The organism is Candidatus Clostridium stratigraminis (assembly GCF_045310675.1).
Taxonomy (GTDB): Bacteria; Bacillota; Clostridia; order Clostridiales; family Clostridiaceae; genus Clostridium_AT; species Clostridium_AT stratigraminis.
Genome location: NZ_JBJHZZ010000007.1, coordinates 47,955 through 73,703, shown reverse-complemented (window position 1 = coordinate 73,703; position 25,749 = coordinate 47,955). Strand labels below are relative to the sequence as shown.

Below are 25,749 nucleotides of genomic sequence, written 5' to 3'. Positions count from 1 at the left end.
TCTACTTTCAAACTTGAATAAATTAATATATTTATATTTTTATAATTTTATTTAAAGATAGGGGGAAGAACAAATGAGTAATTGTTTCGCAGAAATACTAGATAAAGTAAAAAATAACAGCCGTAAAACTATTGCTGTAGCAGCAGCGCAAGATGAGCCTGTTTTAGAAGCAATAAGAGATGCGAAAAACTTAGGACTTATTAATGCTATATTAGTAGGAGATAAAAATAAAATAATTGAAATTGCAAAATCTATAGATTTAGATGTAAACGATTTAGAAATTATTCATGAGCCAGATAATAACAAAGCAGCTCTTAAGGCTGTAGAATTAGTTTCCACGGGAAAAGCTCAAATGGTAATGAAAGGACTTCTTGACACTGCAACTATTCTAAGAGCTGTATTAAATAAAGAAATTGGTCTTAGGACTGGAAGATTAATGTCACATGTAGCAGTATTCGAAATACCAGGCTATGATAGGCTTATATTTATAACTGATGCAGCACTTAATATGTATCCAGATCTAAAAGCAAAAATAGATATATTAAATAATGCAGTAACTGTAGCAAAGGCTGCAGGAGTAGAAATTCCAAAAGTTGCACCAATATGTGCAGTTGAGGTTGTTAATCCTGATATGGCAGCCACTATTGATGCTTCTATACTTTCTAAAATGAATGAAAGAGGACAAATAAAGGGCTGCATAGTGGACGGGCCTTTAGCGGTAGACAACGCCTTGTCAGAAGAGGCTGCAAAACATAAGAAAATTGTAAGTAAAGTTGCTGGAAAAGCGGATATCTTATTACTTCCTAATATTGAGGCTGGTAATGTAATGTATAAGACTTTAACTTACACTACAAGTTCTAAAAGCGGTGGAATAATTGTAGGTGCTGCTGCACCTGTAGTATTAACATCAAGAGCAGACAGCCCAGAATCAAAGTTAAATGCAATTGCTCTTGCTGCATTAGTTTCAGAAATATAGGGGGATAAATATGTCTTTCAAATTACTTATAATTAATCCAGGTTCAACCTCAACAAAAATTGGTGTATATGAGGATGAAACACCATTATTAATCGAAACCTTAAGACATTCTACTGAAGAAATTGGAAAGTATAATAGTATATATGAACAGCTAGAATTTAGAAAAGCTATTATATTAGACATACTAAGAGAAAAATCCTTCGATGTATCTTCTTTAGATGCGGTAATCGGGCGAGGAGGGCTATTAAAGCCAATTGAAGGAGGAACTTATAAGGTTAATGATGCTATGCTCAAAGATTTAAAAGTTGGTTTCTTAGGTCAGCATGCCTCAAACCTTGGGGGAATTTTAGCAAATGAGATAGCAAAAGAGCACAATATACCTGCTTTTATAGTGGATCCTGTTGTAGTTGATGAACTTCAGGAAGTTGCTCGAGTTTCAGGAATTCCCGAAATACAAAGAGTAAGTATTTTTCATGCATTGAATCAAAAGGCTATAGCAAAGAGATACGCTAAAGATGTTAATAAAAAATATGAAGACATAAACATTATAGTTGCACATCTAGGAGGCGGCATCTCTGTTGGAGCTCATAAAAATGGTAGAGTAGTGGATGTAAACAATGCCTTAGATGGGGAAGGCCCATTTTCTCCGGAACGTTCAGGGAGTCTTCCTGTTGGAGATTTAATTAAGTTGTGTTATAGTTCTAAATATACCTATGAAGAAATAAAAAAAATAATAAATGGTAAAGGCGGTTTTGTTGCTCATCTTAATACAAATGATGCTAGAGCTGTAGCAAAAGCTATGAATGAGGGAGACAAGAAGGCAGAATTAATTTTAAAGGCTATGGCTTACCAAGTAGCTAAAGAAATTGGGAAATGTGCTGCAGTACTTTGTGGAAAGGTAGAAACTATCATTCTAACCGGGGGAATTGCCTATGGTAAGGAAATAGTTGGGCTCATAACAGAACGAGTGAAATTTATTGCACCTGTTATTGTTTACCCTGGAGAGGATGAGCTTTTAGCACTAGCTCAAGGTGGAATTAGAGTTTTAAATGGAGAAGAAAAAGCAAAAGACTACAATTAATCTATGAAGTGAGGTGTTTTATGAGCAGAATTAGAATTTTCACTGGGCATTTTGGAAGTGGTAAAACAGAAATAGCTATAAATTATGCAATCAATTTAGCAAAGCAGGGTAAAAAGGTAGCAATTGCAGACATAGATATCGTTAATCCCTACTTTTGTGTAAGGGATATCAGTGAATATTTAAATAGTGAATATGGAATAAGGGTAATATCCTCAAATCCCCATTATTCAAATGCAGAGCTTGCCGTTGTACCTGCAGAAATCATATCAGCCTTTAATGATAAATCCTATGAGGTTATCATGGACATAGGCGGAGATGATATGGGTGCTGTTGTTCTTGGACAATATAGCAGATTTTTTAAGGATGAGCCCTATGATATGTATTTTGTAATTAATAATAACAGACCTCAAACTTCAAATGTAGAAGACACTGAAGAATATATTAATGCTATACAATATACTTCTAGACTTAAAGTGACACATTTAATATCAAACACCAATTTATCCTATGAAACAGCTTTAGAGGATATATTAAAGGGGGATAAGGAGGTTAGTGAGCTTTCAGAAAAACTCACAATTCCTTATAAATATACAGTTTGCAGAAGAGATTTTGCAGAAGAAATTAAAAATAAAGTGCAGGGGGAAATTTTACCGATTGACATTTATATGAAACCACCATGGAGGTAAATACAATTAAAAGGATGGAGGGAAGATTATGCCACGAGTTACTTTTAACGAAGAGAGATGTAAAGGCTGCGGTAATTGTATTGCAGTTTGTCCAACAAAAATTATAGCTTTTTCATCAAAATTAAATGTTAAGGGTTATCATCCAGCAGAGGTTACAGAGGATAAAATGAGTAAATGCATAGGCTGTATTTCTTGTGCTAGAATGTGTCCAGACTGCGTTATAGTTGTTGAAAAATAAGGGAGGGTTCATAATGAGTGAAAAGGTATTAATGAAGGGAAATGAGGCTATAGGCGAAGCAGCTATTAGAGCTAACTGCCAATGCTTCTTTGGTTACCCTATTACACCGCAAACTGAAGTAGCTGCATATATGTCAAAGATGATGCCTAAGCTTGGGAGAGTTTTTGTACAGGCTGAAAGCGAAGTAGCTGCAATTAATATGGTTTATGGTGCAGCTGGGAGTGGAGTTAGAGTGCTAACTTCTTCATCAAGCCCAGGAATAAGCTTAAAGGCAGAGGGTATATCTTATATAGCAGGTGCTGAACTTCCCTGTGTTATTATAAATATTGTTAGAGGTGGTCCAGGACTTGGAGGAATTCAGCCTGCTCAATCTGACTATTTTCAAGCTACAAAAGGAGGCGGACATGGCGATTACCAAATGCCTGTATATGCTCCGGCTTCAATTCAAGAAATGGTGGATTTAGTTCAAGAAGCTTTTGATGTTGCCGATATGTACAGAACTCCCTGTATGGTTATGGGAGATGGAATGCTTGGACAAATGATGGAACCAGTTGAATTCAAAGAAAGATCAAAGAGAGAACTTCCTAATAAAGATTGGGCTGCTAATGGTTTAAAGGGAAGAAAGACTCATAATGTTATAAATTCATTATATTTAGATCCAGAATCCTTAGAAAATCACAATATTAAGCTTAAGGCTAAATATGATGATATTAAAAAGAATGAAACTAGATATGAATTATACAATTGCAATGAAGATTGCGATTTAATTATAGTTGCCTATGGTACAACTTCAAGAATATGCAAGAATGTTATTAAGATGGCTAAGGAATGCAACATAAAGCTTGGTCTTATTAGACCAATAACACTATGGCCATTCCCAGTAGAAGCTTTTGAAAAAACAATAAACAATACAAAGCATGGATATATCTCTGTAGAAATGAGTATGGGACAAATGGTTGAGGATGTTAAACTTTCAGTTAACGGAAGAAAACCAGTTCATTTCTACGGAAGATCAGGTGGAATGGTTCCACATCCTGAGGAAATATTAAATAAAGTAAAAGAAATTGTAGGCTTTAAAGAAGCAAGCGAAGAAGTAGCAGGAGGTAGAGAATAATGGCAATAGTATTTCAACCACCTAAGGCTCTATTAGATGTACCTACTCATTACTGTCCTGGATGTACTCATGGGGTAATCCATAGACTTATTGCTGAAGTTATAGATGAATTAGATATATTAGATAAAACTATTGGCGTTGCACCAGTAGGATGCTCAGTTTTAGCCTATGACTATTTTGCCTGTGATATGTTCGAAGCAGCACATGGAAGAGCACCAGCAGTAGCAACAGGGATAAAAAGATCACATCCTGATAGCGTAGTATTTACCTATCAAGGTGATGGAGATTTAGCTGCAATTGGAACAGCTGAAATTGTTCATGCAGCAACAAGAGGAGAAAATATAGTTTCTATATTTGTGAATAATTGCATATACGGAATGACAGGAGGGCAAATGGCTCCTACAACTCTTCCAGGGCAAGTTACTGAAACAACGCCTTATGGAAGAGATGTTAAAACAGCTGGCCATCCAATTAGAGTTTCAGAGATGATAGCTACCTTAGATGGAGCTGCTTATATTGAAAGGGTATCTGTTGACAGTGTACCAAATGTTATAAAAGCAAAAAAGGCTATAAAAAAGGCATTTGAAAACCAATTAGCTGGGAAGGGTTTCTCCATGGTAGAGGTTTTATCAATTTGTCCAACTAACTGGGGTTTATCAACTTCAGAGTCCTTTAAATGGCTAAGAGAAAATATGATACCTTATTATCCATTAGGTGTTAAAAAAGATACCACTGGAACAGAGGGGGTAAAATAAAATGGCAGCACAAGAAATTTTATTTGCAGGCTTTGGAGGCCAAGGTATTCTTTCAATGGGAAAGTTCTTAGCTTATGCTGGAATGGATGCTGGACTTAATGTTTCCTGGTTACCTTCTTATGGCCCAGAAATGAGAGGAGGTACTGCTAACTGTTCAGTAATTCTTACTGAAGAGGCTGTTGGTTCACCAATAGTAAATGAAGCTACTACCTTGGTTGTAATGAATAGACCTTCCTTAGATAAATTTGAAAATGCTATTAAAGCAAATGGTTTATTAATAGTGGATAGTGACCTTGTAAGCAGGGTTCCAGAGAGAAAGGACTTAGAGGTAATAAGCATCCCGGCTCAATCAATTGCAGAGGAAATAGGGAGTAAGACTATTGCAAATATGGTACTTCTAGGAGCCCTAGTTGCTAAAACTGGAATAGTTTCAATGGAGGATTTACTTAAGGCACTAAAGGATCATGGTAAAGAAAAATTCTATGAGTCAAATAAAAAAGCATTAGAAAAAGGTGCGCAGTACGTTGCTTAATTTTATTGGCAAACTATAAATTAAATGTTAGTTTTAACAAGGTGCTTTACTATGTAGTAACCACCTTGTTTTTATTTAATAAGAAAAGTATCAAAAAAAAGAATATTATAATAGAAGAATTGAGACATATACACTTAATGAAAAATGAATTTGTATATCAATAATTAATTATGAAAAATGGAGTGAATGTTATGATAAATTATAAAAGATGCAGTGAGGTTGATTTACAAAAGGTATATGATGCCTTTAGTATAGGTTTTTCTGACTATATTATTAAAATTGAAATGCCAATGGACGTATTTATAGAAAGGTTTTTTGGTGCTGAGGGAAATAGCCTAGAAACTTCATTTATAGCTTTAGATAATGAAAGACCTATAGGTTTGGTACTTGGCGGAGTAAAGGTCTATGAGGGCATCAAAACTATGAGATGCGGAACAATGGCTATTGACCCAAGTTATAGAGGGCTAGGGGTAAGCAAAGAACTTATGAGACTTCATAGAAAAGAGGCAATTAAAAAAGAGTGTAAGCAACTATTTTTAGAGGTAATTGTGGGAAATGACAGAGCTATAAATTTTTATAAAAAAACAGGCTATGAAAAAATATATGATCTATATTATTTCAGTACAGATAATTTAAATATAATTGAGCAAAAGTTTAATAGTGAAGTTGACATTAAAGAAATTAATTTTCAGGAATTAAAGAGTTTCTCGGAAAAAAGTATAGATGTACATATAAATTGGCAAAATGCTATGGATTATATTGAAAAGTTAAAAGGACAGAAAAATTACGGGGTTTATTTTAATAATGAGCTTGTTGCAGTTATTAGTGCTAATATAAATTCAAAAATTAATTATATTTATGTTGCTAAAAAGTATAGAGGAAAGAATATAGCAGCATCACTTATTAGGCATGCAATTATGGAGCTAAATTTAAGTAAGCTTAGTATTGGTTTACCAAATAATGCATCAATAATTGGCTTCTTAAAGAAAATAGGATTTTCTAGGGATAATATATCCCAGTATGAAATGTATTGTAACCTTTAAAATTTCTACTCTTAGTCTGTAGTAATTATTTAACATTGTAATAAAATAACAAATATAATATAATAAAATTGTATGTTTACGTAAAGACGAAAAGTGAGGTTTAATAAATGAGTAGAATGTTTGGAACTGATGGAGTAAGAGGTATAGCAAATAAAGAATTAACATCACAAATAGCCTATGATTTAGGAAGAGCAGGTGCTTATGTACTTACAGAAGGAGCTCATAAACCTAAAATAATAGTTGGAATGGATACAAGGATATCAGGAGATATGCTTGAAGCTGCCCTTGTAGCTGGAATACTCTCAGTAGGGGCAGAAGCTATTAGGCTCGGAGTTGTGCCAACACCAGCAGTAGCTTATTTAACAAGAAAATATGGAGCAGATGCAGGAGTAGTTATTTCAGCTTCTCATAATCCGGTAGAATATAATGGCATTAAGTTTTTTAATTCACAAGGATACAAGCTTTCAGATGAATTAGAGGATAGGATACAAGCAGTAATTGAAAGTAACTTTGAAGGAGTACCTTCACCCGTTGGCGGAGATCTCGGAAGAAAGAAAACAGAGGAAGCTGGCTTAGATGAATATATAGAATTTGCAAAATCCACAATTGATGTTGATTTAAAAGATATGAAAATTGCTTTAGACTGTGCTAATGGAGCTAACTATATAGCGGCAGTTGAGACCTTTAGAAGTCTTGGTGCAGAAGTTGTAGTTATTAATAATGACCCAGATGGAGTAAATATAAATAAAAATTGCGGCTCTACTCATCCTGAAGAACTTATGGAATATGTAGTAAAGAAGAGCTGTGACTTAGGACTTGCCTTTGATGGTGACGCTGATAGATGTCTTGCTATTGATGAAAAAGGAAATTTAGTTAATGGAGACTTTATGATAGCAATCTGCGGAAAATATCTTAAGGAACAGAGAAAACTTAATAAGGATGCTGTAGTTGTAACAGTAATGAGTAATTTAGGCCTTGAGATTGCCTTAAATAAAGAAGGTATTAAAACTGTTAAAACTAAGGTTGGAGACAGATATGTCCTTGAAGAAATGGTTAAGGAAGGTTATAAGCTAGGCGGAGAACAGTCTGGACATGTAATATTTCTAGATTATAATACAACTGGGGATGGACTTGTAACTGGACTTCAAATAGCATCTATAGTTAAGAAAAGTGGCAAGAAACTATCTGAACTTGCTTCTATGATGAAAGAGCTTCCACAGGTTTTAGTTAATGCTAAGATACCAAATGATAAGAAGAATATCTACGAAACTGATGAAGAAATTATAAATGAAATAAAAAGCATGGAAGAAAAGCTTCATGGCTGTGGAAGAGTTTTAATAAGACCTTCTGGAACAGAACCTCTTGTTAGAGTTATGCTAGAAGGAGAAAATCAAGAAGAAATAGATAAAATGGCACATGATTTAGCAAAAATGATTGCAGAAAAGGCTAATAGATAAAAATTATTTATTAAGTATAATAAACATTGTGATATATAATTAAAATATTAAGTATTAAAATATAAAAGACCGCAATTTGCGGTCTTTTATCATACTAGAAGCTTAATATTCTTTTAAAAAGTTATATTAATAAACCTGTAAAGGTTAAATGCTTCATACATATTATACAGGCTTAACATTAATTGCCTGATCTCCCTTTTGACCCTGAGTTAAATCAAAGCTTACTTTATCTCCTTCATTAAGTGTCTTAAAGCCGCTTGATTCAATACCTGAATAATGTACAAAAACATCCTTACCATCATCTGTTGTAATAAAACCAAAGCCCTTTTGTGAATTAAACCATTTTACTGTTCCTTGCATTTAAATAAACCTCCTAAATGTTAAAAAACTACAGTCAATATTATCTTAATAAAATATCAACATCTATAGTTTACCACTTAATCTAATATTTATTCAAATGTTTACTATTTTTCTAAAGTAAATTAATAGGTAAAAAATGAAAACAATAAAAACTATGGATATTTTACATAAAGGATATAATAATTGTTATAAAGGTTTTAATTTCCTAATAAATAGCTTAGAATATAAAGAGGTAGCCTTTAATAATGAGCTTACTACCGCAAATTCAGCTTACGGAAAGCTGCAATTTACTTAAAGGAAGGCCTATTATTAAGTAAATATATATATTTTGGAGGTAAGTAATGGAAAAATCAAAAGTGTACTTTACAGATCTTAGAACAAAACCAGGAGTAAATCTATTAGACAAGGTAGAGAAATTAGTAAAAAAAGCAGGTATGGATCAAATTGATTTTAAAAATAAATTTGTAGCTATAAAAATTCATTTTGGAGAGCCAGGAAATCTAGCTTATATAAGACCAAACTATGCTGCAAAGATAGTAAAGCTTATAAAGGATTTAGGTGGAATGCCTTTTCTTACTGATTCTAATACACTTTATTCAGGAAGAAGAGCAAATGCAGTTGAGCATTTGGAAGCTGCTTACGAAAATGGATTTAATCCCTTAGCAGTAGGCTGTCATGTAATGATTGCAGATGGTTTAAAGGGAACAGATTATAGAGAAGTTGAAATAAATAAGAAACACTGCAGGACAGCTAAAATAGGAACAGCAATTGCTGATGCAGATATAATAATATCGATGAATCACTTTAAAGGACATGAAATGACAGGTTTTGGGGGAGCCTTAAAGAATTTAGGTATGGGCTCAGGTTCTAGAGGCGGTAAGCTAGAAATGCACTCAGCTTCCAAACCTACAATTGTGGGAGAAAACTGTGTAAGCTGTGGTCAGTGTATTAAGAATTGTGCACAGGAGGCAATGGAATTTAATGAAAGAAGAAAGGCAGCTATTGATTACGATAAGTGTGTTGGATGTGGACAATGTGTTGCTGTTTGTCAATTTGATGCAGCACAAGTCATTTGGAACCAGTCTGCAGATACCGCAAATGAAAAAATAGCAGAATATACTTATGCAGTTGTGAATGATAAGCCTAATTTTCATATTAACTTTATTATGAATGTTTCACCTAACTGCGACTGCTGGGACAGCAACGATGTACCTATTGTTCCTGACCTAGGAATTATGGCTTCCTATGACCTTGTAGCCTTAGACAAGGCTTCTATTGATATGGTAAATAATGCTCCTGTAGCAAAAGGAAGTATGCTTGAGGAAAGAGTCTTTGAAAATCACGACCATGAGACAGGAGATAAAATACACCATATTCACCCAAATACAGATTGGAGAGTTGGCTTAAATTACGCAGAAAAAATTGGCCTAGGGCATCAAGACTATGAGCTTATAGTAGTGAAATAAAACTTTTTAGTTTATTTTTACTAAAGCTATTTTCATGGAAGGAAGATAAATATGCTAAATATTTTTGATTCACATGCACATTATGATGATGAAAGCTTTAATGAGGATAGGGAAACAGTAATAAAAGAATTAAAAGCTAATGGTATAGTTGGAGTGTTAAATTGCGGAGCAACACTTGAGGGAGCTAGAGCCTCAGTAAGACTTGCTAATACCTATGATTTCTTCTATGCTGCTGTAGGCATACATCCAGAAGATGCAAATTCTTTTGACGATTCAGTACTGGCTGAGCTTAGAAATATGGCGAAAAACGAGAAGGTAAGAGCTATAGGAGAAATAGGGCTAGATTATTATTATAAAGAAAACCCTCCTAGGGAGATACAGAAAAGTGTATTTAGAGCACAAATGCGGTTAGCCGGTGAATTAAAGCTTCCTGTAGTAATTCATGATAGAGATGCTCATGAGGATACCATAAACATTCTAAAGGATTATCCTGAAGTTAAAGGAGTGCTGCACTGCTTCGGAGGCAGCATAGAATTTGCAAGAGAGTGTCTAAAACTTGGGTATTATATTGGCTTTACAGGAGTTGTAACTTTTAAAAACGCAAAAAAAATTGTTGAAGTGGCTAAGGAAGTCCCCCTTGAAAGAATTCTTGTTGAAACAGATTGTCCATATATGGCTCCGGCTCCTTATAGAGGTGAGAGAAATAGATCAGATTTTATAAAGTATATAATAGAAAAGCTTTCTGAACTAAAAGGAATCTCCGAGGAAGAAATAGCTGCAGCTACAATAAATAATGTTAAGAAAATGCTTAAATTAATTTAATATGTGAATAAATAGGAAGCTACCTGCACGATTAACATAAATATCTTAATAATAATAGATAAAATAGACTAAAATTATAGTCTATTTTTATTTTTTTGATTAAAAATTAAATATTTGGCATATAATTAAATATCTTGTAAATTATTACATTAAGTATATATTGGTGCTGTCATATGAAATACCTCCTAGAAAGGCTGTGTTATTTAAACTTTGAACTCATTTTAATTTTTCCTTATGCATAGTCATGCATTTTTCAGTGAAATAACAAGCGTTAGTGGATAAAGTGCCGCTTTTGCTTAGGGAGGTAATTAGTATGGATAAGTTGAAGGCTGCTTTTAAAAGCTGCTTTACAAATGGTCCAAAGGCAATATTTATGGTAATGCTGTTTTTAATGAGCGTTACAATAGGTATAGATGCCAATAGAAAAACTATAATAGTAGCCATAGACGGTAAAGAGACAAAAATAACTACCTTTAGGAGCACCTTTGAGGATGCTTTAAAGGTAAACAACATAGTCTTAGGAGCTAAGGATAAGACAACGCCAAGTATAAACAATAAACTCCAAAAAAATGACAGAATAGACATTAAAAAAGCTGTTAATGTAACAGTAGAAGTTGATGGTGAGGAACTTAATATTAAAACAACAGAAGCTACTGCAGACAAAATGTTTAATTCAGAGGGAATAAAAATATTTGAAGAAGACAAGGTAACTCCATCAAAGGACGCAGTAGTGAAGGAAGGATTAAAATTAATAGTGACTAGGGTTGAAACAAAAATTTTAGAGGAAAAGCAGGTTTTAGATTTTGCAACTGTTGTAAAAAAAGATGAGAATGCAAAGAAAGGTTCAACCAAAGTACTTCAAGATGGTCAGGAAGGCGAGAAAGTTATTACTACAAAGTTAGTATATGAAAATGGCAAAGAAATAAAAAGAGATATTATTGATGAAACTATAACAAAACAGCCAGTTCAAAAGATAGTTGCTGTAGGTACACTTTCAACAGTAAGTTTGTCCCGCGGTGGAGATGTTATGTTTAAATCATCCTTTAGAGCCAGAGCGACAGCTTATTCTGCTGGTTTTTCAAGTACAGGCAAGAGACCTGGTGATAAGAATTATGGAAAAACCGCTTCAGGAACTATTGCAAAAAGAGACGCTAAGGGCTACAGTTCAGTTGCCGTAGACCCTCGTGTTATTCCGCTTGGAACAAAGCTTTTTATTGAAGGTTATGGGTATGCTGTAGCGGAGGACACTGGGGGTGCCATAAAAGGAAATGCTATTGATGTATTTTTTGAAACAGATAGTGAATGTTTTAATTGGGGAGTAAGAAACGTAAATGTATATATCTTGAAGTAAAAAATAGGAGCATAGGTCTCCTAATTTTTTTTGCCTTGACAATTATAAACACTTAATTCAAAATATAATAAGCATAAAAAGTACATTTAAATTTCTATAGGAGGATCCATGATTAAAGAAGTAATTGTTGTTGAAGGCAGAGATGACATAACTGCTGTTAAGAGAGCAGTAGATGCTGAAATAATTGCAGTTGGTGGTTTTGGAATAAATGCAAAAGTTATCGCTAGAATAAAAGAAGCTCAAAAAAGACAAGGGGTTATCATACTTACCGATCCAGATTATGCAGGAGATAAAATAAGAAGGATTATTGCTAAAAGAGTACAGGGTATTAAACATGCTTATATAACAAAGCAGGAAGGATTAAAAGGCGATGATATAGGTGTTGAAAATGCCTCACCAGACTCTATATTAAGAGCCCTTAACTTAGCAAAATGTGAAGTGAAAGAAAAAAGAGAGGAATTTAATATTCAAGACTTGGTATTTTTTAAACTCACAGGGGACAACAAAGCTAAGGAAAGAAGAGATGCCTTGGGCAAGGAGCTTGGTATAGGGTACTGTAACTCTAATCAATTCCTTACTAGACTTAATAACTATGGTATAACAAGAGAAGAGTTTATTGAAGCTATAAAGCGCATAAATATATAGGAGAAAAAATATGGAATTATCTACTAAGGATATAGTTAAAAAATACGGTTTTAAATTTACTAAAAGCCTTGGACAAAATTTTCTCATAGATGATAGTGTACTTATGGATATTGTAAAAGGTGCAGATGTAAATAAAGAGGATTTTATTATCGAAATTGGACCTGGAGTAGGTACTCTTACTAGAGAATTATTAAAGAAGGCTAAAAAAGTCTGCTCCATAGAATTGGATGCTGACCTTCTTCCAATACTTAATGAAGAGTTAAAGAATTTTGATAATTTTCAGCTTATCCATAAGGATGCTTTAAAAGTTAATTTTAATGAGCTTATAGGAGAAGAGAAATCTGTAAAAGTAGTGGCTAATCTGCCCTATTATGTTACAACACCCATAATAGTAAAGCTTTTAACTGAAGGTTACAATTTTAAATCCTTAACTATCATGATTCAAAAGGAAGTAGGAGAGAGAATAGCAGCAGACCCTAATACAAAAGAATATGGTGCCTTTTCTATTTTAACGCAGTATTACTGCACTGCTGAAGTTATAAGGAAGGTAACACCTGCTAGCTTTATTCCTCAGCCTAAGGTGGATTCAATAGTTGTAAAGTTAAATAAATTAGATTGTCCTAGTGTTCGGGTTAAGGATGAAAAGCTATTCTTTAGGATATCACGTGAGGCCTTTAATATGAGAAGAAAAACACTTTGGAATGCTATGAAAAATTTAGGTGTAAATAGTGAACTTATGAAAGAAGCATTTCTAAAGGCAAAGGTAGACCCTAAAAGAAGAGGGGAAACCCTTTCACTTCAGGAGTTTGCAAATTTAGCTGACGCTGTTTATGAAATAAGGCAGTGATTTTATCTTAGCTTTCTTTATTATTCTAATTACTCATTATAGATTATCCAATTAAAATAGTGAAATATTGTGTTAAAAAAACAACAGGAATAGGTCCTGTTGTTTTTTTATTATATATTTGTTCACTTTTATTATCTGCATTCATATACTATATTGAATAAATTTTTTGGAGGGACAAGAGTTGACGCAAAAAAAGAGTTACAGCAGATATTTTATTATATTACAGGAAGATGAGAAAGGCTATGCTCTAGGCTCAGATAAATTACCTTCTGGATATGCTAAGTTAGAAATAAAAAACGATAAATGTAAAATATCTTACTATGTTCAAAACTTAAAGAAAGAAAGCACACCTTATCTCATGGTTTTAATCTGCAATAAAAAAGATGTAAAGAAGATAATTAGAATTGGGGAAATGAACATAGATGAGTATGGCAGGACTGAAGTTTTTTATGAGTATCCTACAGATAATGTGGCAAACAGCAGTATTGGTGTTGATAAAGTTGTAGGAGCAGCTATTGTTAGGCTTATGAATACTAGCTTAATTTCTGTTATGAGCGGATTTACAAGTACTGACATACCTGAATGGAAGAACTTTGAAATCACAGAGGATGAAAATAAGAAAGATGAAGTATTACAGGAAGTAAGAGCAGAGGTAAAACCTATAGAACCAGTTGAGATTATAGAACCAATTGAGCGTATAGAGCCTGTTGAACCTATAGAACCAGTTGAAACTTTAAATCAAGTTGAAATAGAAAAGGAAAGAGAAAATATTTTTGAGGAATATGAAAAGAAGATTGAAGAAGCTAAGAATAACGAAGAAGAATCTTTGAGAGAGATTTTAGATTCAGAAGAAGAAATTAATACACTCCCAGAGGAGCAAGAAGAAATTGATGACGATGTTATAAATAATGCAGAAGAGGAATATCCGCTGTTAAATGAAGATGAATACTATAACAATGAGGATCTAAGACATAAAACGAAAAATCAAAAGGGGTATGAGGATAACTATTTTTCAGGGGAAGTGGGCAGTTTCTTTAGAAATCTAGTTTCAGATTTTGAAGAATTAGAAGGCTATTTTAATGAAATAAAAAGATGTAAATGGTATAAGGTACCTGTAAACGGACCAGAAGATATGCATAGCTGCAGTGATTATAGCAGACACACCATAGTATACAATCCTATGACGAATTACTACCCTTATATAGGGAAACATAAACACTATCTTATGGGATATAAATTTGATAAGGACAATAATATGAAGTATTTTATTTATGGTATTCCCGGAACTAAAGCTAGGATGGATCAGCCTTTTGGCGGGAAATCAGGCTTTGTTACTTGGGTTCCGCTAGTTCCTCACGAGGAAAATGAAGATAGTATGGGTTATTGGCTAATGTTTTATGATTTTAATAATTCTACAATTGTTATTCCCATTAGATAACCAATTATGATAAATGAACAATAAAAGAAGGGTTAATGAAGAATGAAGAATGAAGGTGTTTAAGAAAAAGACATGTTTATTCATCATTCTTCAACTTTTATTTCCACATTCATAATTAAATGAGCTTGTACATATAATTTATTGAGTAAACATACGCTTGGGGGATGTAAATGAAATTAATTATTGTAAATAAAAAGAGGCTTGGAGTGACTGTCATTATTATAGGATTAATGTTAGTCCTATTTGGGTTAGAAAATAAATTTGATGGAAGATTGAAATATGCTGCCTTAATTCAAAGTAATATAAATTCTTTAAAGAAATATGATATTCCAGAAGTAAGATTCAGCTATAAGTTACCTTCTAATTGGCAGACAAAGAGGCAGAGCTTTTCGGGAAGTGAAGTTTTATATCATAATGATTTTAAATCTGAGGATGGAATTATTCATGGGTTTGTGCAAGTTTGGTCAATCAATGAAGATTTAAAAAGCTTTTTAGATAAAAGTCAAAAGCTGAATCAAAAGTATGCTGAATATACAGAGTATAAAATAGCTCCTATTGTAGTAAAAAAGCATGATGGTTACTTAATCACATATAGCATGACGACCTCTAAGGAAGGAAATTATAAAGGTTATGAGTATTTTATAAAGGACAAGGACAAATTTATTAGATTTGCCTTTTATGTTAGGGATATAAATTTTAAAGAAAATATGCCAACTATTTTCAAGGCAATTGTAGATACCTTTGAACAAAACGAATAAAACATTGCTTTAATAGTTTTATAGTATTATAATTTTATTTAATGAAATAAGAGAAGCTTTAAGCTTCTCTTATTTATTAAGGATTTTTCAAATTTAATTTAAGCTTAAGGATAAGGAGAGAATAAACGTTGATTATTAAGAAACGTTTCATAAGTATATTATTAATTATTTTAGTAACGCCCCTATTATATGGCTGTACTAAGGTGGATGCTTTAAAAATTAAACTAGGTATGAAGAATAATGATTTTGAATATATTAAGCAAGGAAAAATTAAAAAAATAGTAATACAAAATGTGAGGGATCCTGGGTTCAGATTTGTTGTAACGGATAAAAAAGCTATTGCTGATCTCTATGATATTTTATCAACAGCAAAGGAAGTTACTAATAAATCCACATTAGATCCCGATTATGAGTTTCAAATGGAGGAAAGTTCAAGTAAAATTTATAAGTTTAATTATATAGCAGGACTTGATAAAAAGGATGCAGGAAATCTTTATAGTTCTGATAAGATTTATGTTGTTTCTAAAAGAATTGACAACGATATAATTAAGAATTTTTGGAACATAAGAAAACCTAAGGATTTTAACAAAATTTATTATGGGCTGCTATTAGATCAAGCAGATGCTTATGCCAAAGGAAATGGAAAAGGGAAAACCATAGGAATTAATTTGAATAATGATGTGGAAGCTGCAAAATTTATTTTTTCCACAGATTTAGAAGATTTTAAAGCGAATCTAGCTTCAAGAGTCAGCAGCGCAGAGCTTATGCCTCCTTCCACTGCAAATGTTCAAACCAAGTCCTATGATACAGTTATGGAAATTAAAACTATAGGGTACAAAACTTTTATTTACAAGGGTGAAATAACTTTTACTAATAAACAAAACAATAGCCAGAAAAAGTATTATATTACAATACAAGATACAGATAAGACAGGTAACTGGACTACCACCGTAGTTGAAAAGAAGCCACCTGAATGGTAGCCTTATTAAAGGCCCTAGTTAATTCTAGGGCTATTATTTTAAATAAATTTTAGTTATTAAATAAATATTAATTCAAGAGGTCTTTATAGAAAAGTAAATTAAAGGCTTGTATAATTAAATGGTTGGCAATAATAATAATTTTAAAAGATTTTTTTATGAAGCTTAAAATAAAATTCACATAAAAATTATTAATTTACTTAAAAGAAAAAAGAGCAGAGGAGAGAACTATGAAAAAGAAATATGTTATATGGGCAATTATAATAGTTGTAATAGGAGGAGTAATTTTTCTTAGAGTTCAAAGCCAAAACAAGCTTAAGTATACCTCAATTAAAACTACAAAGGCTGTAAAAGGAGATATTAAATCCTATTTATCTACTACTGCCTCTATTAAATCTAAAAACAGCAAGGATTATTATGGACTATCAGGAAAAGTATCAGCAGTTAATGTAAAGGTTGGAGATACAGTAAAAAGTGGCGCGGTTCTAGTTAAATATGATACACCTGATTTAAATTCATCAGTTAAACAAGCGCAAATTCAATATGATAATGCGGTACTTGCAAAACAAAGTGAAGTTAATGCAAATAATGATATGAACAACAAAATATCAGATTTAAATAAGCAAATAGCTGATTTAGATGCCAAGATTTCAGCTGCTGAATCAAGTAAAAATCCTCAGGATATTGCAAATATATCTGCTCTTCAAAGTCAGAGTTTGCAATTAAAGCAGACTAGGGATTCTTTAAAACTTCCATTTTCTAATGAGCAGCTAAAGCAGGCTGATAATTCAATTGCACTTGCTAAAATAACCTTAGATAATGCAAAAACAAGTCTAGCTAAAAATTCAGATTCTATAACAGCTGATTTTGATGGAGTGGTAACAGCAGTAAATGCAGTGGTAGGTTCTACTGGTAATCCTGCAATGGCAGCTATAACTATACAGGACTTAAGCAATTTAAAAGGTGTTATTTCTGTTGGCAAATATGATGCCGCAAAGCTTTCTTTAGGTCAAACTGCCATAATTAAAACTCAAAATAATCAATATAATGGCAAGGTTTCTTTTATAGACCCTGCAGCCAAGCAGACGGTTTCAGCTTCAGGAACAGATAGCAGCTTAAATGTGGAAATAGATATTACAAATCCAGGAAATGACTTAAAGGTAGGCTTTGACAATGATGTAGATATACTTTTAGGAGAAGCAAATAGCGTATTGATGGTACCTGTTGAGGCAATAAAAACTGATAAGAATGATAAAAATTATGTCTATGTTGTTCAAGGAAATAAGGCTTACGAAAAGGAAGTTAAGCTAGGAATTCAATCTGACACAGATGTACAGATTATAAGCGGAGTAAATGAGGGAGATAGTGTAATACTAAATCCAAGCGCCTCCATTCATGACGGCAGCTTCGTAAAAGAATCAGGAGTTGGTAAATAATGATAGAGGTTAAGGACATAGTTAAAAAATACGTGACAGGAGATATTGATTTTACAGCACTTAAGAATATTAATCTAAAAATAGAAAAAGGTGAGTTCACAGCAATAATGGGACCATCTGGATCAGGAAAATCTACATTTATGAATATTCTTGGCTGCCTTGATAGATTTGACAGCGGAAAATATATTTTGAATGGCAATGAAGTAACCAATTTAAATGATAAAGAGCTTGCTTATATAAGAAATAAAGAAATTGGCTTTGTATTTCAAGCCTTTAATTTGCTGCCGAGAATGAATATCTTAGAAAATGTAGAACTTCCTATGACCTACGCAGGAATTCCAGCAAAGCAAAGAAGAGAGAAAGCTATGACGGCCCTTGATAAAGTAGGCCTAAGCGATAGAATCAAGCATAGACCAAATGAAATCTCAGGTGGACAAAAGCAGAGAGTAGCAATTGCAAGGGCTATAGTAAATGACCCGGCTGTAATTATGGCTGATGAGCCTACAGGAAACTTGGATACAAAGTCTTCAATAGAAATAATGAGGATATTTCAAGAGCTTAATAATGAAGGGGCAACAGTTATAATGGTTACTCATGAGCCAGATATTGCAATGCACTGCAAAAGGATTGTAAGGTTTAGGGATGGAGAAATTATCTCTGATGAAGAAGTGAAAGATAGAATCCTTTTATAAAGGTGGTAAAGAAATGAATTTTGTTGAAAATTTTAAAATGGCTCTAGAAAGCATTAAAGCTAATAAACTTCGTTCCTTCCTGACTATGCTTGGTATAATTATTGGTATAAGTTCGGTTATAACCATAGAATCTCTCGGTGCGGGAGGCAAAAACTCAATAAATACCCAATTTGAAAAGCTTGGAGCTGCAACTGTTAATATAGGGATTGATCCCACAGAAGCGCAGATAGAGGATTATTTTACCTTTGAAGATGTTAAGCAAATTAAGAGTAAAGTAGATGCAGTTAAGTATGCCAGCATAACTTCTACTAAAAGAGGTCAGGTGGCTTCAGCTTCAACATCTAAAATGGCAATTTTGCTTGGCGGTAACTCAGATGTTTCAAGCATAAATAATTATGATATTACCTATGGAAGGTTTTTCAATGACAAAGAGGTTGATGAAAGTAAGAACGTAGTTGTTGTAGATGATAATACTGCAAAGGCACTCTTTGGCTATGAGGATGTAGTTGGAAAAACCATAAAAATTGGCACTTTGAATGCAAACAAAACTGTAACCATTATTGGCGTTAGAAGTTCTGGAAATATGTTTGCGGCAAATCCTAATGCACCTTCCTTTATAGATGTACCCATTACAGTTTTGAAGGAAATGTACTCAGGAGATTTCACTATGGACACCATTTCTCTCATGGCTTCTTCAAAGGATGCTGGTGAAGCCGCAGGTAATGGTGCTAAAAATATTTTAGAAAGTAGGCATAATAACAGGGGGAAGGATGTATATACTGTAACAAGCCTCCTTCAATCTTTAGATCAAGTTAATAATGCTCTTAGTATATTTACAACCTTTATAAGTGCCGTAGCTGCAATTTCTCTGGTTGTAGGAGGAATAGGAGTTATGAACATTATGCTTGTATCGGTTACTGAAAGAACAAGGGAAATAGGCTTAAGAAAAGCTATTGGAGCTACAACGAAAACAATATTATTTCAATTTTTGACGGAATCAGTTATCGTTTCACTTATAGGTGGATTAATAGGCATGATTCTTGGCATATCCTTAGCACAGTTAATAGGATATTTTGTTAATATTGTACCTTCTTTATCAATAACAGCTATTTTAGGTGCAATTTTATTCTCCTCAGCTGTTGGAATATTCTTTGGAATATATCCTGCAAGGAAGGCAGCGCAGCTTAATCCTATTGATGCTCTAAGATATGAATAAGGAAGACAAGGATGAGATATTATGAAAATTATTGAAGATTTCAAGATGGCTCTTGAAAGCATAAAATCTAATAAAATGCGCTCCTTTCTTACCATGCTAGGTATAATAATTGGTATCAGTTCAGTTATTACAATAGTGGCTTTAGGACAAGGAGGACAAAATAAAGTAAATGATGAGTTCCTATCTCTTGGAGCTACAGCTGTAAGTATTTCTGTAGATACCTCTAAGGCGCAAAATACTGATTATATCACACTTTCTGATGTAAAAGCAGTTAAGGATAGAGTAGAAACAGCAATTTATGCGGGAGTTTCTGTAAGTAAACGTGGATTAATTACAACAGATAAAAAGACAGTGCAAGCTACGTTTACAGGCGCAGATGAAGATTATGTAAGTCTAAAGAATTTAGAAATTTCCTATGGAAGGTTCTTTAATAATAGGGATGTAAATGAGGCTAAAGCAGTGGCAGTTATAGATGACAGTTCTGCCAAAACTCTGTTTGGCTACGAGGATTGCATTGGAAAAACGGTAAAAATAGGAGCATTATCAGCAAATACAAAGGTTACTATTATCGGAGTTCGGAAAAACACTAATTTATTTGGTAACTTTAATAAATCCATTAATTTATATATGCCAATTACATTTTTACAGACCATGTACTCCAATAATTTTACTATTACTAGTATGAGCATTTCTGCTTCTTCTAAAAATACCACTGAAATCACTGGAGATGCAGCAAAGAGTATATTAGAAGCGAGACATAACAATAAAAATCAAGAAATCTACAGCGTAGATAATTCCTTTAAGAATATGGCACAATTAAATCAGGTATTAGGAATTTTTACAGGTTTTATTGGGGCTGTAGCAGCAATTTCCCTAATAGTAGGTGGAATTGGTGTAATGAATATTATGTTAGTTTCGGTAACTGAAAGAACTAGGGAAATAGGAATTAGAAAAGCTATTGGAGCTACTACTAGTAATATTTTATTTCAATTTTTAATGGAGGCTGTAATATTGTCCATTATAGGAGGAGTAATAGGTATTGTTTCCGGGATAGCTATAGCTCAAATTGCAGGTTATTTTATAGGAGTTATACCAAGTATTTCGTACCTAGTAATAGCAGGAACACTAATCTTTTCTTCTGCAGTAGGTATTTTCTTTGGAATATATCCAGCAAGAAAGGCTGCAATGTTAAATCCAATTGATGCTTTAAGATATGAATAATAAATGAAATGAAATGCATTCATAAATTAATTTATGAATGCATTTTTTATTTGCATATGAAAATAATAATATTAGCCTTTGTAATTTTTTTTGTAATCAATCATCAGTTTTTACAAATTCTACATTTTACTGTTAAGTTTATTTAACATTGCTATAATATTTCATTAACGTAGAACCTGTACAATAAAATCATAAACAATAGAATTGAACATTTAAATTTTCGCGGAGGATAATTTAAAATGAAAAAAAATAATTTAAAACTATTAATTATGGCACTATCAATAACTATTTCAACAGGCCTATTAGTTGGCTGCGGCAGCAGCGCAGGTCAGGGAAGTTCCAGTACAGGTTCAGTTAGCGGTTCAATAACTGCATCTGGTTCCACAGCACTACAGCCTTTAGCTGAACAGGCTGCAAAAAAATTTAGTGATGCTAATCCAAACGCCACTATAAATGTTCAAGGTGGTGGAAGCGGAACAGGACTTACTCAAGTTATGCAGGGTGCAGTAGATATAGGTAACTCTGACATATTTGCAGAGGATAAATTAAAACCTGAGGAAGCAAAGCAATTAACAGACCATAAGGTTGCTGTTGTAGGAATAGCAATCGTAGTAAACAGCAAGGTTAAAGTAGATAATATAAAAAAGGATGATTTAATTAAGATATTTACAGGTCAAATAACTAACTGGAAAGAAGTTGGCGGAGATGATATGCCAATAAACATAATAAACAGACCAAAATCTTCAGGAACTAGAGCTACCTTTAAGAAATATGCATTGGATGGAAAAGATGAGGTTGAAGGAAAGGCCTTAACAGAAGATTCAAGCGGCGCTGTAAAGAAGACCATTGAAACAACTTCAGGCTCAATTGGCTATCTTGCATCTTCCTTCGTATACGATCCAGCAAATTTAACTGGGGTTAAGGTAATAAAACTTGACGATGTAGAAATGAATAAGGATAGCATTACAAGTGGAAAGTATCCAATTTGGGCATATGAACACATGTATGTCAAAGGTGAGGCTAAAGATTTAACTAAAGCATTTATAGACTATATGGGCAGTTCAGATGCTAAGACACTTATTGAAAAGTTGGGTTACATTCCAACTGCTGATATGAAGGTTACTAGATAATACAAAGGGGCTGGCTGCTGGGCAGCCGGTCTTATGTGCTTTTAAAAAATTTATATATATATTTTGCTAGAAGCTCAGATAATGATTTACAATACTTAACTAATAACTAGATAGAAATAAAAGCAGAGTATGTAGATGAGGATGATAAAGTTATGATGAAAAATAATTTGACTAAAAAACTAAAAAATGAATATATTGGCCGCGGGTATGCAATTATCTGTGGGATACTAATTATTATTTTAACTCTAGCTATTATAATTTTTGTCGCTTCAAAAGGAATGGCCACCTTTACTCAAGACAAATATTCATTTGGTAAGTTTTTATTTTCTACAATTTGGGCCCCTGATGCATCACCTGATAAGGGTGGACCTCAGTTTGGTATATTAATTTTTGTATTAGGTTCAGTTTTTGTTTCCATAGGAGCTGTTTTAATAAGTGCACCATTAAGTATAGCACTTGCTATTTTTATGAATTTAATTTCTCCAAAGCTTGGAGAAAAAGTAATACAGCCTGCCATGGAGCTATTTGTAGGTATACCTTCAGTTGTATATGGTTTTGTCGGTATTTCAATTTTGGTTCCTGCCATCAAAAAAGGCTTTGGCGGGTTAGGATTTAGTCTTTTAGCAGGTATTTTAGTATTGAGTATAATGATACTACCTACCATAACAAGTATTGCTTCTGATGCAATTAAAACTATACCAAGAGATTACGTAGAAGCTTCATATGGACTAGGAGCTACAAGATGGCAGACAATAAGCAAGGTTATTATTCCAGCTTCTAAAAGTGGAGTTTTAACAGGGGTAGTTTTAGGTATAGCAAGGGCTTTTGGAGAAGCTTTGGCTGTCCAAATGGTAATAGGAAATTCAATAAAAATACCGGGCAATCTGCTTGACACAACTTCAACTATGACAAGCATTTTAACAATGGATATGGCTAATACTACCTTTGGTTCAGAATGGAATAATGCCCTTTGGTCTATGGCATTTATTCTGCTTATTATATCCTTTATATTTATTATTATAGTAAGAAGATTAGGAAAGAGGGGTGAGGCATAATGAATGCTAATGTTAAGGATAAAATAGCTACTGCAGTGTTATATATAATTTCAGCATTAGTTTTGCTTTTACTCATCTGCCTCATAGGTTATATTATATATAATGGAAGAGAATCCCTTAATTTAAGCTTCCTCTTTGGAAATCCTAAGTTTGGGGAGGCAGGAGGAGGCATTGCACCACAACTTTATAATTCTTTTTATCTTTTAGTAGTATCACTTTTAATTACTATTCCTCTTGGTTTAGGAGCAGGGATTTATCTAGCTGAATATGCAAAAGAAGGACGTCTTTTAAATTTAATCAGATTGTGTATTGAAACAATGTCCTCACTTCCTTCAATAGTTGTTGGATTATTTGGACTTTTAATATTTGTAAAGATGACAGGAGGATATAACTTGCTTTCTGGTGCTCTTGCTATAACCATAATTAATCTTCCTGCTATGACTAGAGTTAGTGAAAATTCAATTAAGGCAGCTTCTGCTGGTGTAAAGGAAGCAAGTCTAGGACTTGGTGCTACAAGGTGGCAGACCATTAGAAGAGTTGTGCTTCCATCAGCAATTCCACAAATACTTACTGGAATAATACTTGCTGCAGGAAGAATTTTTGGAGAAGCTGCCGCACTTTTATACACAGCTGGTATGAGTGCACCAGCCTTACGTTTTAACAATGTTAGTCTTATTAATAAAGCATCTGCTTTCAGCCTATTTAGACCAGCCGAAACCTTGGCTGTTTATATATGGCAGCTTAATTCAGAGGCTTCAGTACCAGATGCTGCTAAAATAGCAAGCGGAGCAGCTGCAGTTCTTGTAATTATGGTTTTGCTATTTAATCTACTAGCTAGATTATTAGGCAGAAAGCTTCATAAATCCTATACAGGTACCAAATAAGTAACATAGGAGAGATTTATATGGGTATAATGATAACAAAAAATTTAAATTTGCATTATGGAAATGTTCATGCCTTGAAAAATATTAATCTTGATATAAAAGAAAAGTCTGTAACTGCACTAATTGGACCTTCTGGCTGTGGTAAATCAACATTTCTAAGAACACTTAACAGAATGAATGATTTAATAGAAAGTGTCAAGATAGATGGAGAAGTATTATACGAAGAAAAAGATATATATAATAACTACGATGTAACAGAGCTTAGAAAAAAAGTGGGAATGGTATTTCAAAAGGCAAATCCTTTTCCAATGTCTATATATGATAATATAGCCTATGGGCCAAGAATACATGGAACTACTAATAAAGCTGTGCTTGACGAAATTGTAGAAAAGAGCTTAAAAGGAGCAGCGTTATGGGATGAAGCAAAGGATAGACTTAAAAAAAGTGCTTTAGGTCTTTCAGGTGGGCAGCAGCAAAGACTTTGTATAGCTAGAGTTTTAGCCGTAGAGCCAAACGTACTTTTAATGGATGAACCTACCTCAGCTCTTGACCCAATATCAACTGCAAAGATTGAGGATTTAATGGATGAGCTTAAGAAAAAGTATACTGTAATTATTGTAACTCACAACATGCAGCAGGCAGGCAGAATATCTGATTATACAGCATTTTTCTTAAATGGTGAAATTGTTGAAAGTGGTAAAACTGAAGACATTTTTTATAAACCAAGAGATAAAAGAACAGAGGATTATATAACTGGTAGATTTGGTTAATAAAAGTATCATTATATATTTACAAAACATAAGGTATACTATAATATGGAATAAAGCTATTCTATTTATAGTAAAAGCATTATTGAATTGAGAGGGTGAATTTCAATGACAAGGGGATCCTTTGATACGAATTTACATGGACTTCACAATGACATTCTGAGAATGGGAAGTATTGTGGAAAAACAAATATATCAATGTATCGAGGCTTTGGTCAATCAAGACACGGAATTAGCTAGCAAGGTTGTTGAAAATGATGATTTAGTAGACGATCTTCAAAAGGAAATTGAAGACAAGTGTATCAGGCTTATTGCCACTCAGCAGCCACTTGCATTAGATTTAAGAACCATTTTTACTACAATAAAGCTCGTAACTGATCTAGAAAGAATGGCTGATCATGCTGTAGATATAGCTAAGATAACCTTTAGATTAAAGGGAGAAAAGTATATTAAGCAGCTAATAGACATTCCAAAAATGGCTGATCTAGTAAAGGAAATGATAAAGTCTTCACTAGATGCCTACGTAATGGGCAGTGTAGAGAAAGCTTATGCAACCTGTAAAATGGATGATGAAATTGATGCTATTTACAAACGAGTATTTACTGAATTACTCACTTTAATGGCAGAGGATTCAACTACTATTAAGCAGGCTACACAATTCTTGTTCGTTTGCAAATTCCTTGAAAGAGTTGCAGACCATACCACTAATATATGTGAGTGGACTATATATTTAGTTACAGGCGAACAAAAGGATTTAAATGAATAGATAGAAAAAGCACATCCGAGTTTGAATTGCCTCTTGT

The 25,749-nt window shown here is 33.3% G+C and carries 27 protein-coding genes; 26 read left to right on the top strand and 1 reads right to left on the bottom strand.

The window, feature by feature from the left end:
• The first annotated feature begins 73 nt into the window (after positions 1–73).
• From ptb to glmM, 9 genes are all read left to right on the top strand, one after another.
• Positions 74–976, top strand: coding sequence for a phosphate butyryltransferase (gene ptb, locus ACJDUG_RS11305; protein WP_406770001.1), 903 nt, complete (start codon positions 74–76; stop codon positions 974–976).
• 10 nt (positions 977–986) lie between these two features.
• Positions 987–2,057: a butyrate kinase gene (buk, locus tag ACJDUG_RS11300; protein WP_406770000.1), complete on the top strand. Its 1,071-nt coding sequence runs from the start codon at positions 987–989 to the stop codon at positions 2,055–2,057.
• A gap of 20 nt (positions 2,058–2,077) precedes the next feature.
• Positions 2,078–2,743: a nucleotide-binding protein gene (locus ACJDUG_RS11295; RefSeq protein WP_406769999.1), complete on the top strand. Its 666-nt coding sequence runs from the start codon at positions 2,078–2,080 to the stop codon at positions 2,741–2,743.
• Positions 2,744–2,771: 28 nt separating this feature from the next.
• Positions 2,772–2,981, top strand: a complete 210-nt coding sequence (locus ACJDUG_RS11290) for a 4Fe-4S dicluster domain-containing protein (RefSeq protein ID WP_406769998.1) — start codon at positions 2,772–2,774, stop codon at positions 2,979–2,981.
• 13 nt (positions 2,982–2,994) lie between these two features.
• The gene (locus ACJDUG_RS11285) at positions 2,995–4,095 is read left to right on the top strand and encodes a 3-methyl-2-oxobutanoate dehydrogenase subunit VorB (RefSeq protein ID WP_406769997.1); all 1,101 of its coding nucleotides are present in this window, start codon (positions 2,995–2,997) and stop codon (positions 4,093–4,095) included.
• A complete protein-coding gene (locus tag ACJDUG_RS11280; RefSeq protein ID WP_406769996.1) occupies positions 4,095–4,850 on the top strand; it encodes a thiamine pyrophosphate-dependent enzyme in 756 nt (251 codons plus the stop codon). The genes ACJDUG_RS11285 and ACJDUG_RS11280 overlap by 1 nt, the downstream gene beginning before the upstream one ends.
• Position 4,851: 1 nt before the next feature.
• Positions 4,852–5,382, top strand: coding sequence for a 2-oxoacid:acceptor oxidoreductase family protein (locus tag ACJDUG_RS11275; RefSeq protein ID WP_406769995.1), 531 nt, complete (start codon positions 4,852–4,854; stop codon positions 5,380–5,382).
• 191 nt (positions 5,383–5,573) lie between these two features.
• Positions 5,574–6,425 (top strand): GNAT family N-acetyltransferase, encoded by an 852-nt coding sequence (locus ACJDUG_RS11270; RefSeq protein WP_406769994.1) that lies wholly within the window; start codon positions 5,574–5,576, stop codon positions 6,423–6,425.
• A gap of 107 nt (positions 6,426–6,532) precedes the next feature.
• Positions 6,533–7,882 carry a phosphoglucosamine mutase gene (glmM, locus tag ACJDUG_RS11265; RefSeq protein ID WP_406769993.1) on the top strand — a complete coding sequence of 450 codons (1,350 nt, stop codon included), beginning with the start codon at positions 6,533–6,535 and terminating at the stop codon, positions 7,880–7,882.
• Between the two features lie 162 nt (positions 7,883–8,044).
• On the opposite strand, the gene ACJDUG_RS11260 is transcribed toward glmM, so the two are convergent.
• Positions 8,045–8,242, bottom strand: a complete 198-nt coding sequence (locus ACJDUG_RS11260; protein WP_406769992.1) for a cold-shock protein — start codon at positions 8,240–8,242, stop codon at positions 8,045–8,047.
• Positions 8,243–8,583: 341 nt separating this feature from the next.
• Here ACJDUG_RS11260 and ACJDUG_RS11255 point away from each other — a divergent pair, with 341 nt between their 5' ends.
• The 17 genes from ACJDUG_RS11255 to phoU all read left to right on the top strand — a co-directional run bounded on the left by ACJDUG_RS11255 (position 8,584) and on the right by phoU (position 25,712).
• Positions 8,584–9,708, top strand: coding sequence for a DUF362 domain-containing protein (locus ACJDUG_RS11255; RefSeq protein ID WP_406769991.1), 1,125 nt, complete (start codon positions 8,584–8,586; stop codon positions 9,706–9,708).
• 51 nt (positions 9,709–9,759) lie between these two features.
• Positions 9,760–10,530, top strand: a complete 771-nt coding sequence (locus ACJDUG_RS11250) for a TatD family hydrolase (RefSeq protein ID WP_406769990.1) — start codon at positions 9,760–9,762, stop codon at positions 10,528–10,530.
• Between the two features lie 313 nt (positions 10,531–10,843).
• Positions 10,844–11,881, top strand: coding sequence for a 3D domain-containing protein (locus ACJDUG_RS11245; protein WP_406769989.1), 1,038 nt, complete (start codon positions 10,844–10,846; stop codon positions 11,879–11,881).
• A 108-nt stretch (positions 11,882–11,989) separates the two neighbouring features.
• A complete protein-coding gene (rnmV, locus tag ACJDUG_RS11240) occupies positions 11,990–12,526 on the top strand; it encodes a ribonuclease M5 (RefSeq protein ID WP_406769988.1) in 537 nt (178 codons plus the stop codon).
• 10 nt (positions 12,527–12,536) lie between these two features.
• The gene (gene rsmA, locus ACJDUG_RS11235; protein WP_406769987.1) at positions 12,537–13,373 is read left to right on the top strand and encodes a 16S rRNA (adenine(1518)-N(6)/adenine(1519)-N(6))-dimethyltransferase RsmA; all 837 of its coding nucleotides are present in this window, start codon (positions 12,537–12,539) and stop codon (positions 13,371–13,373) included.
• 181 nt (positions 13,374–13,554) lie between these two features.
• Positions 13,555–14,811 carry a DUF7922 domain-containing protein gene (locus ACJDUG_RS11230; RefSeq protein ID WP_406769986.1) on the top strand — a complete coding sequence of 419 codons (1,257 nt, stop codon included), beginning with the start codon at positions 13,555–13,557 and terminating at the stop codon, positions 14,809–14,811.
• Positions 14,812–14,981: 170 nt separating this feature from the next.
• Positions 14,982–15,569, top strand: coding sequence for a hypothetical protein (locus ACJDUG_RS11225; RefSeq protein ID WP_406769985.1), 588 nt, complete (start codon positions 14,982–14,984; stop codon positions 15,567–15,569).
• A gap of 128 nt (positions 15,570–15,697) precedes the next feature.
• Positions 15,698–16,549: a YhfM domain-containing protein gene (locus ACJDUG_RS11220; RefSeq protein WP_406769984.1), complete on the top strand. Its 852-nt coding sequence runs from the start codon at positions 15,698–15,700 to the stop codon at positions 16,547–16,549.
• 227 nt (positions 16,550–16,776) lie between these two features.
• Complete coding sequence (locus tag ACJDUG_RS11215) at positions 16,777–17,982, top strand: efflux RND transporter periplasmic adaptor subunit (protein WP_406769983.1); 1,206 nt, start codon at positions 16,777–16,779, stop codon at positions 17,980–17,982.
• Complete coding sequence (locus ACJDUG_RS11210) at positions 17,982–18,674, top strand: ABC transporter ATP-binding protein (protein ID WP_406769982.1); 693 nt, start codon at positions 17,982–17,984, stop codon at positions 18,672–18,674. The genes ACJDUG_RS11215 and ACJDUG_RS11210 overlap by 1 nt, the downstream gene beginning before the upstream one ends.
• A gap of 13 nt (positions 18,675–18,687) precedes the next feature.
• Positions 18,688–19,890, top strand: coding sequence for an ABC transporter permease (locus ACJDUG_RS11205; RefSeq protein WP_406769981.1), 1,203 nt, complete (start codon positions 18,688–18,690; stop codon positions 19,888–19,890).
• A gap of 21 nt (positions 19,891–19,911) precedes the next feature.
• Positions 19,912–21,111, top strand: coding sequence for an ABC transporter permease (locus tag ACJDUG_RS11200; protein WP_406769980.1), 1,200 nt, complete (start codon positions 19,912–19,914; stop codon positions 21,109–21,111).
• Positions 21,112–21,350: 239 nt separating this feature from the next.
• Positions 21,351–22,241, top strand: coding sequence for a phosphate ABC transporter substrate-binding protein (locus ACJDUG_RS11195; RefSeq protein WP_406769979.1), 891 nt, complete (start codon positions 21,351–21,353; stop codon positions 22,239–22,241).
• A gap of 152 nt (positions 22,242–22,393) precedes the next feature.
• Complete coding sequence (gene pstC, locus ACJDUG_RS11190) at positions 22,394–23,296, top strand: phosphate ABC transporter permease subunit PstC (RefSeq protein ID WP_406769978.1); 903 nt, start codon at positions 22,394–22,396, stop codon at positions 23,294–23,296.
• Positions 23,296–24,180, top strand: a complete 885-nt coding sequence (gene pstA, locus ACJDUG_RS11185) for a phosphate ABC transporter permease PstA (protein WP_406769977.1) — start codon at positions 23,296–23,298, stop codon at positions 24,178–24,180. Before pstC ends, pstA begins: the two co-directional genes overlap by 1 nt.
• 20 nt (positions 24,181–24,200) lie before the next feature.
• Positions 24,201–24,950: a phosphate ABC transporter ATP-binding protein PstB gene (gene pstB / locus ACJDUG_RS11180; protein ID WP_406769976.1), complete on the top strand. Its 750-nt coding sequence runs from the start codon at positions 24,201–24,203 to the stop codon at positions 24,948–24,950.
• 105 nt (positions 24,951–25,055) lie between these two features.
• Complete coding sequence (gene phoU / locus ACJDUG_RS11175) at positions 25,056–25,712, top strand: phosphate signaling complex protein PhoU (protein WP_406769975.1); 657 nt, start codon at positions 25,056–25,058, stop codon at positions 25,710–25,712.
• The last annotated feature ends 37 nt before the right edge of the window (positions 25,713–25,749 follow it).

What these genes read in the sequence shown, in the direction of transcription:
- ptb (WP_406770001.1), top strand. Translation starts at nt 74, where the DNA reads ATGAGTAATTGTTTCGCAGAAATACTAGATAAAGTAAAAAATAACAGC.
- buk (WP_406770000.1), top strand. Translation starts at nt 987, where the DNA reads ATGTCTTTCAAATTACTTATAATTAATCCAGGTTCAACCTCAACAAAA.
- ACJDUG_RS11295 (WP_406769999.1), top strand. Translation starts at nt 2,078, where the DNA reads ATGAGCAGAATTAGAATTTTCACTGGGCATTTTGGAAGTGGTAAAACA.
- ACJDUG_RS11290 (WP_406769998.1), top strand. Translation starts at nt 2,772, where the DNA reads ATGCCACGAGTTACTTTTAACGAAGAGAGATGTAAAGGCTGCGGTAAT.
- ACJDUG_RS11285 (WP_406769997.1), top strand. Translation starts at nt 2,995, where the DNA reads ATGAGTGAAAAGGTATTAATGAAGGGAAATGAGGCTATAGGCGAAGCA.
- ACJDUG_RS11280 (WP_406769996.1), top strand. Translation starts at nt 4,095, where the DNA reads ATGGCAATAGTATTTCAACCACCTAAGGCTCTATTAGATGTACCTACT.
- ACJDUG_RS11275 (WP_406769995.1), top strand. Translation starts at nt 4,852, where the DNA reads ATGGCAGCACAAGAAATTTTATTTGCAGGCTTTGGAGGCCAAGGTATT.
- ACJDUG_RS11270 (WP_406769994.1), top strand. Translation starts at nt 5,574, where the DNA reads ATGATAAATTATAAAAGATGCAGTGAGGTTGATTTACAAAAGGTATAT.
- glmM (WP_406769993.1), top strand. Translation starts at nt 6,533, where the DNA reads ATGAGTAGAATGTTTGGAACTGATGGAGTAAGAGGTATAGCAAATAAA.
- ACJDUG_RS11260 (WP_406769992.1), bottom strand. Translation starts at nt 8,242, where the DNA reads ATGCAAGGAACAGTAAAATGGTTTAATTCACAAAAGGGCTTTGGTTTT.
- ACJDUG_RS11255 (WP_406769991.1), top strand. Translation starts at nt 8,584, where the DNA reads ATGGAAAAATCAAAAGTGTACTTTACAGATCTTAGAACAAAACCAGGA.
- ACJDUG_RS11250 (WP_406769990.1), top strand. Translation starts at nt 9,760, where the DNA reads ATGCTAAATATTTTTGATTCACATGCACATTATGATGATGAAAGCTTT.
- ACJDUG_RS11245 (WP_406769989.1), top strand. Translation starts at nt 10,844, where the DNA reads ATGGATAAGTTGAAGGCTGCTTTTAAAAGCTGCTTTACAAATGGTCCA.
- rnmV (WP_406769988.1), top strand. Translation starts at nt 11,990, where the DNA reads ATGATTAAAGAAGTAATTGTTGTTGAAGGCAGAGATGACATAACTGCT.
- rsmA (WP_406769987.1), top strand. Translation starts at nt 12,537, where the DNA reads ATGGAATTATCTACTAAGGATATAGTTAAAAAATACGGTTTTAAATTT.
- ACJDUG_RS11225 (WP_406769985.1), top strand. Translation starts at nt 14,982, where the DNA reads ATGAAATTAATTATTGTAAATAAAAAGAGGCTTGGAGTGACTGTCATT.
- ACJDUG_RS11215 (WP_406769983.1), top strand. Translation starts at nt 16,777, where the DNA reads ATGAAAAAGAAATATGTTATATGGGCAATTATAATAGTTGTAATAGGA.
- ACJDUG_RS11210 (WP_406769982.1), top strand. Translation starts at nt 17,982, where the DNA reads ATGATAGAGGTTAAGGACATAGTTAAAAAATACGTGACAGGAGATATT.
- ACJDUG_RS11205 (WP_406769981.1), top strand. Translation starts at nt 18,688, where the DNA reads ATGAATTTTGTTGAAAATTTTAAAATGGCTCTAGAAAGCATTAAAGCT.
- ACJDUG_RS11200 (WP_406769980.1), top strand. Translation starts at nt 19,912, where the DNA reads ATGAAAATTATTGAAGATTTCAAGATGGCTCTTGAAAGCATAAAATCT.
- ACJDUG_RS11195 (WP_406769979.1), top strand. Translation starts at nt 21,351, where the DNA reads ATGAAAAAAAATAATTTAAAACTATTAATTATGGCACTATCAATAACT.
- pstC (WP_406769978.1), top strand. Translation starts at nt 22,394, where the DNA reads ATGATGAAAAATAATTTGACTAAAAAACTAAAAAATGAATATATTGGC.
- pstA (WP_406769977.1), top strand. Translation starts at nt 23,296, where the DNA reads ATGAATGCTAATGTTAAGGATAAAATAGCTACTGCAGTGTTATATATA.
- pstB (WP_406769976.1), top strand. Translation starts at nt 24,201, where the DNA reads ATGGGTATAATGATAACAAAAAATTTAAATTTGCATTATGGAAATGTT.
- phoU (WP_406769975.1), top strand. Translation starts at nt 25,056, where the DNA reads ATGACAAGGGGATCCTTTGATACGAATTTACATGGACTTCACAATGAC.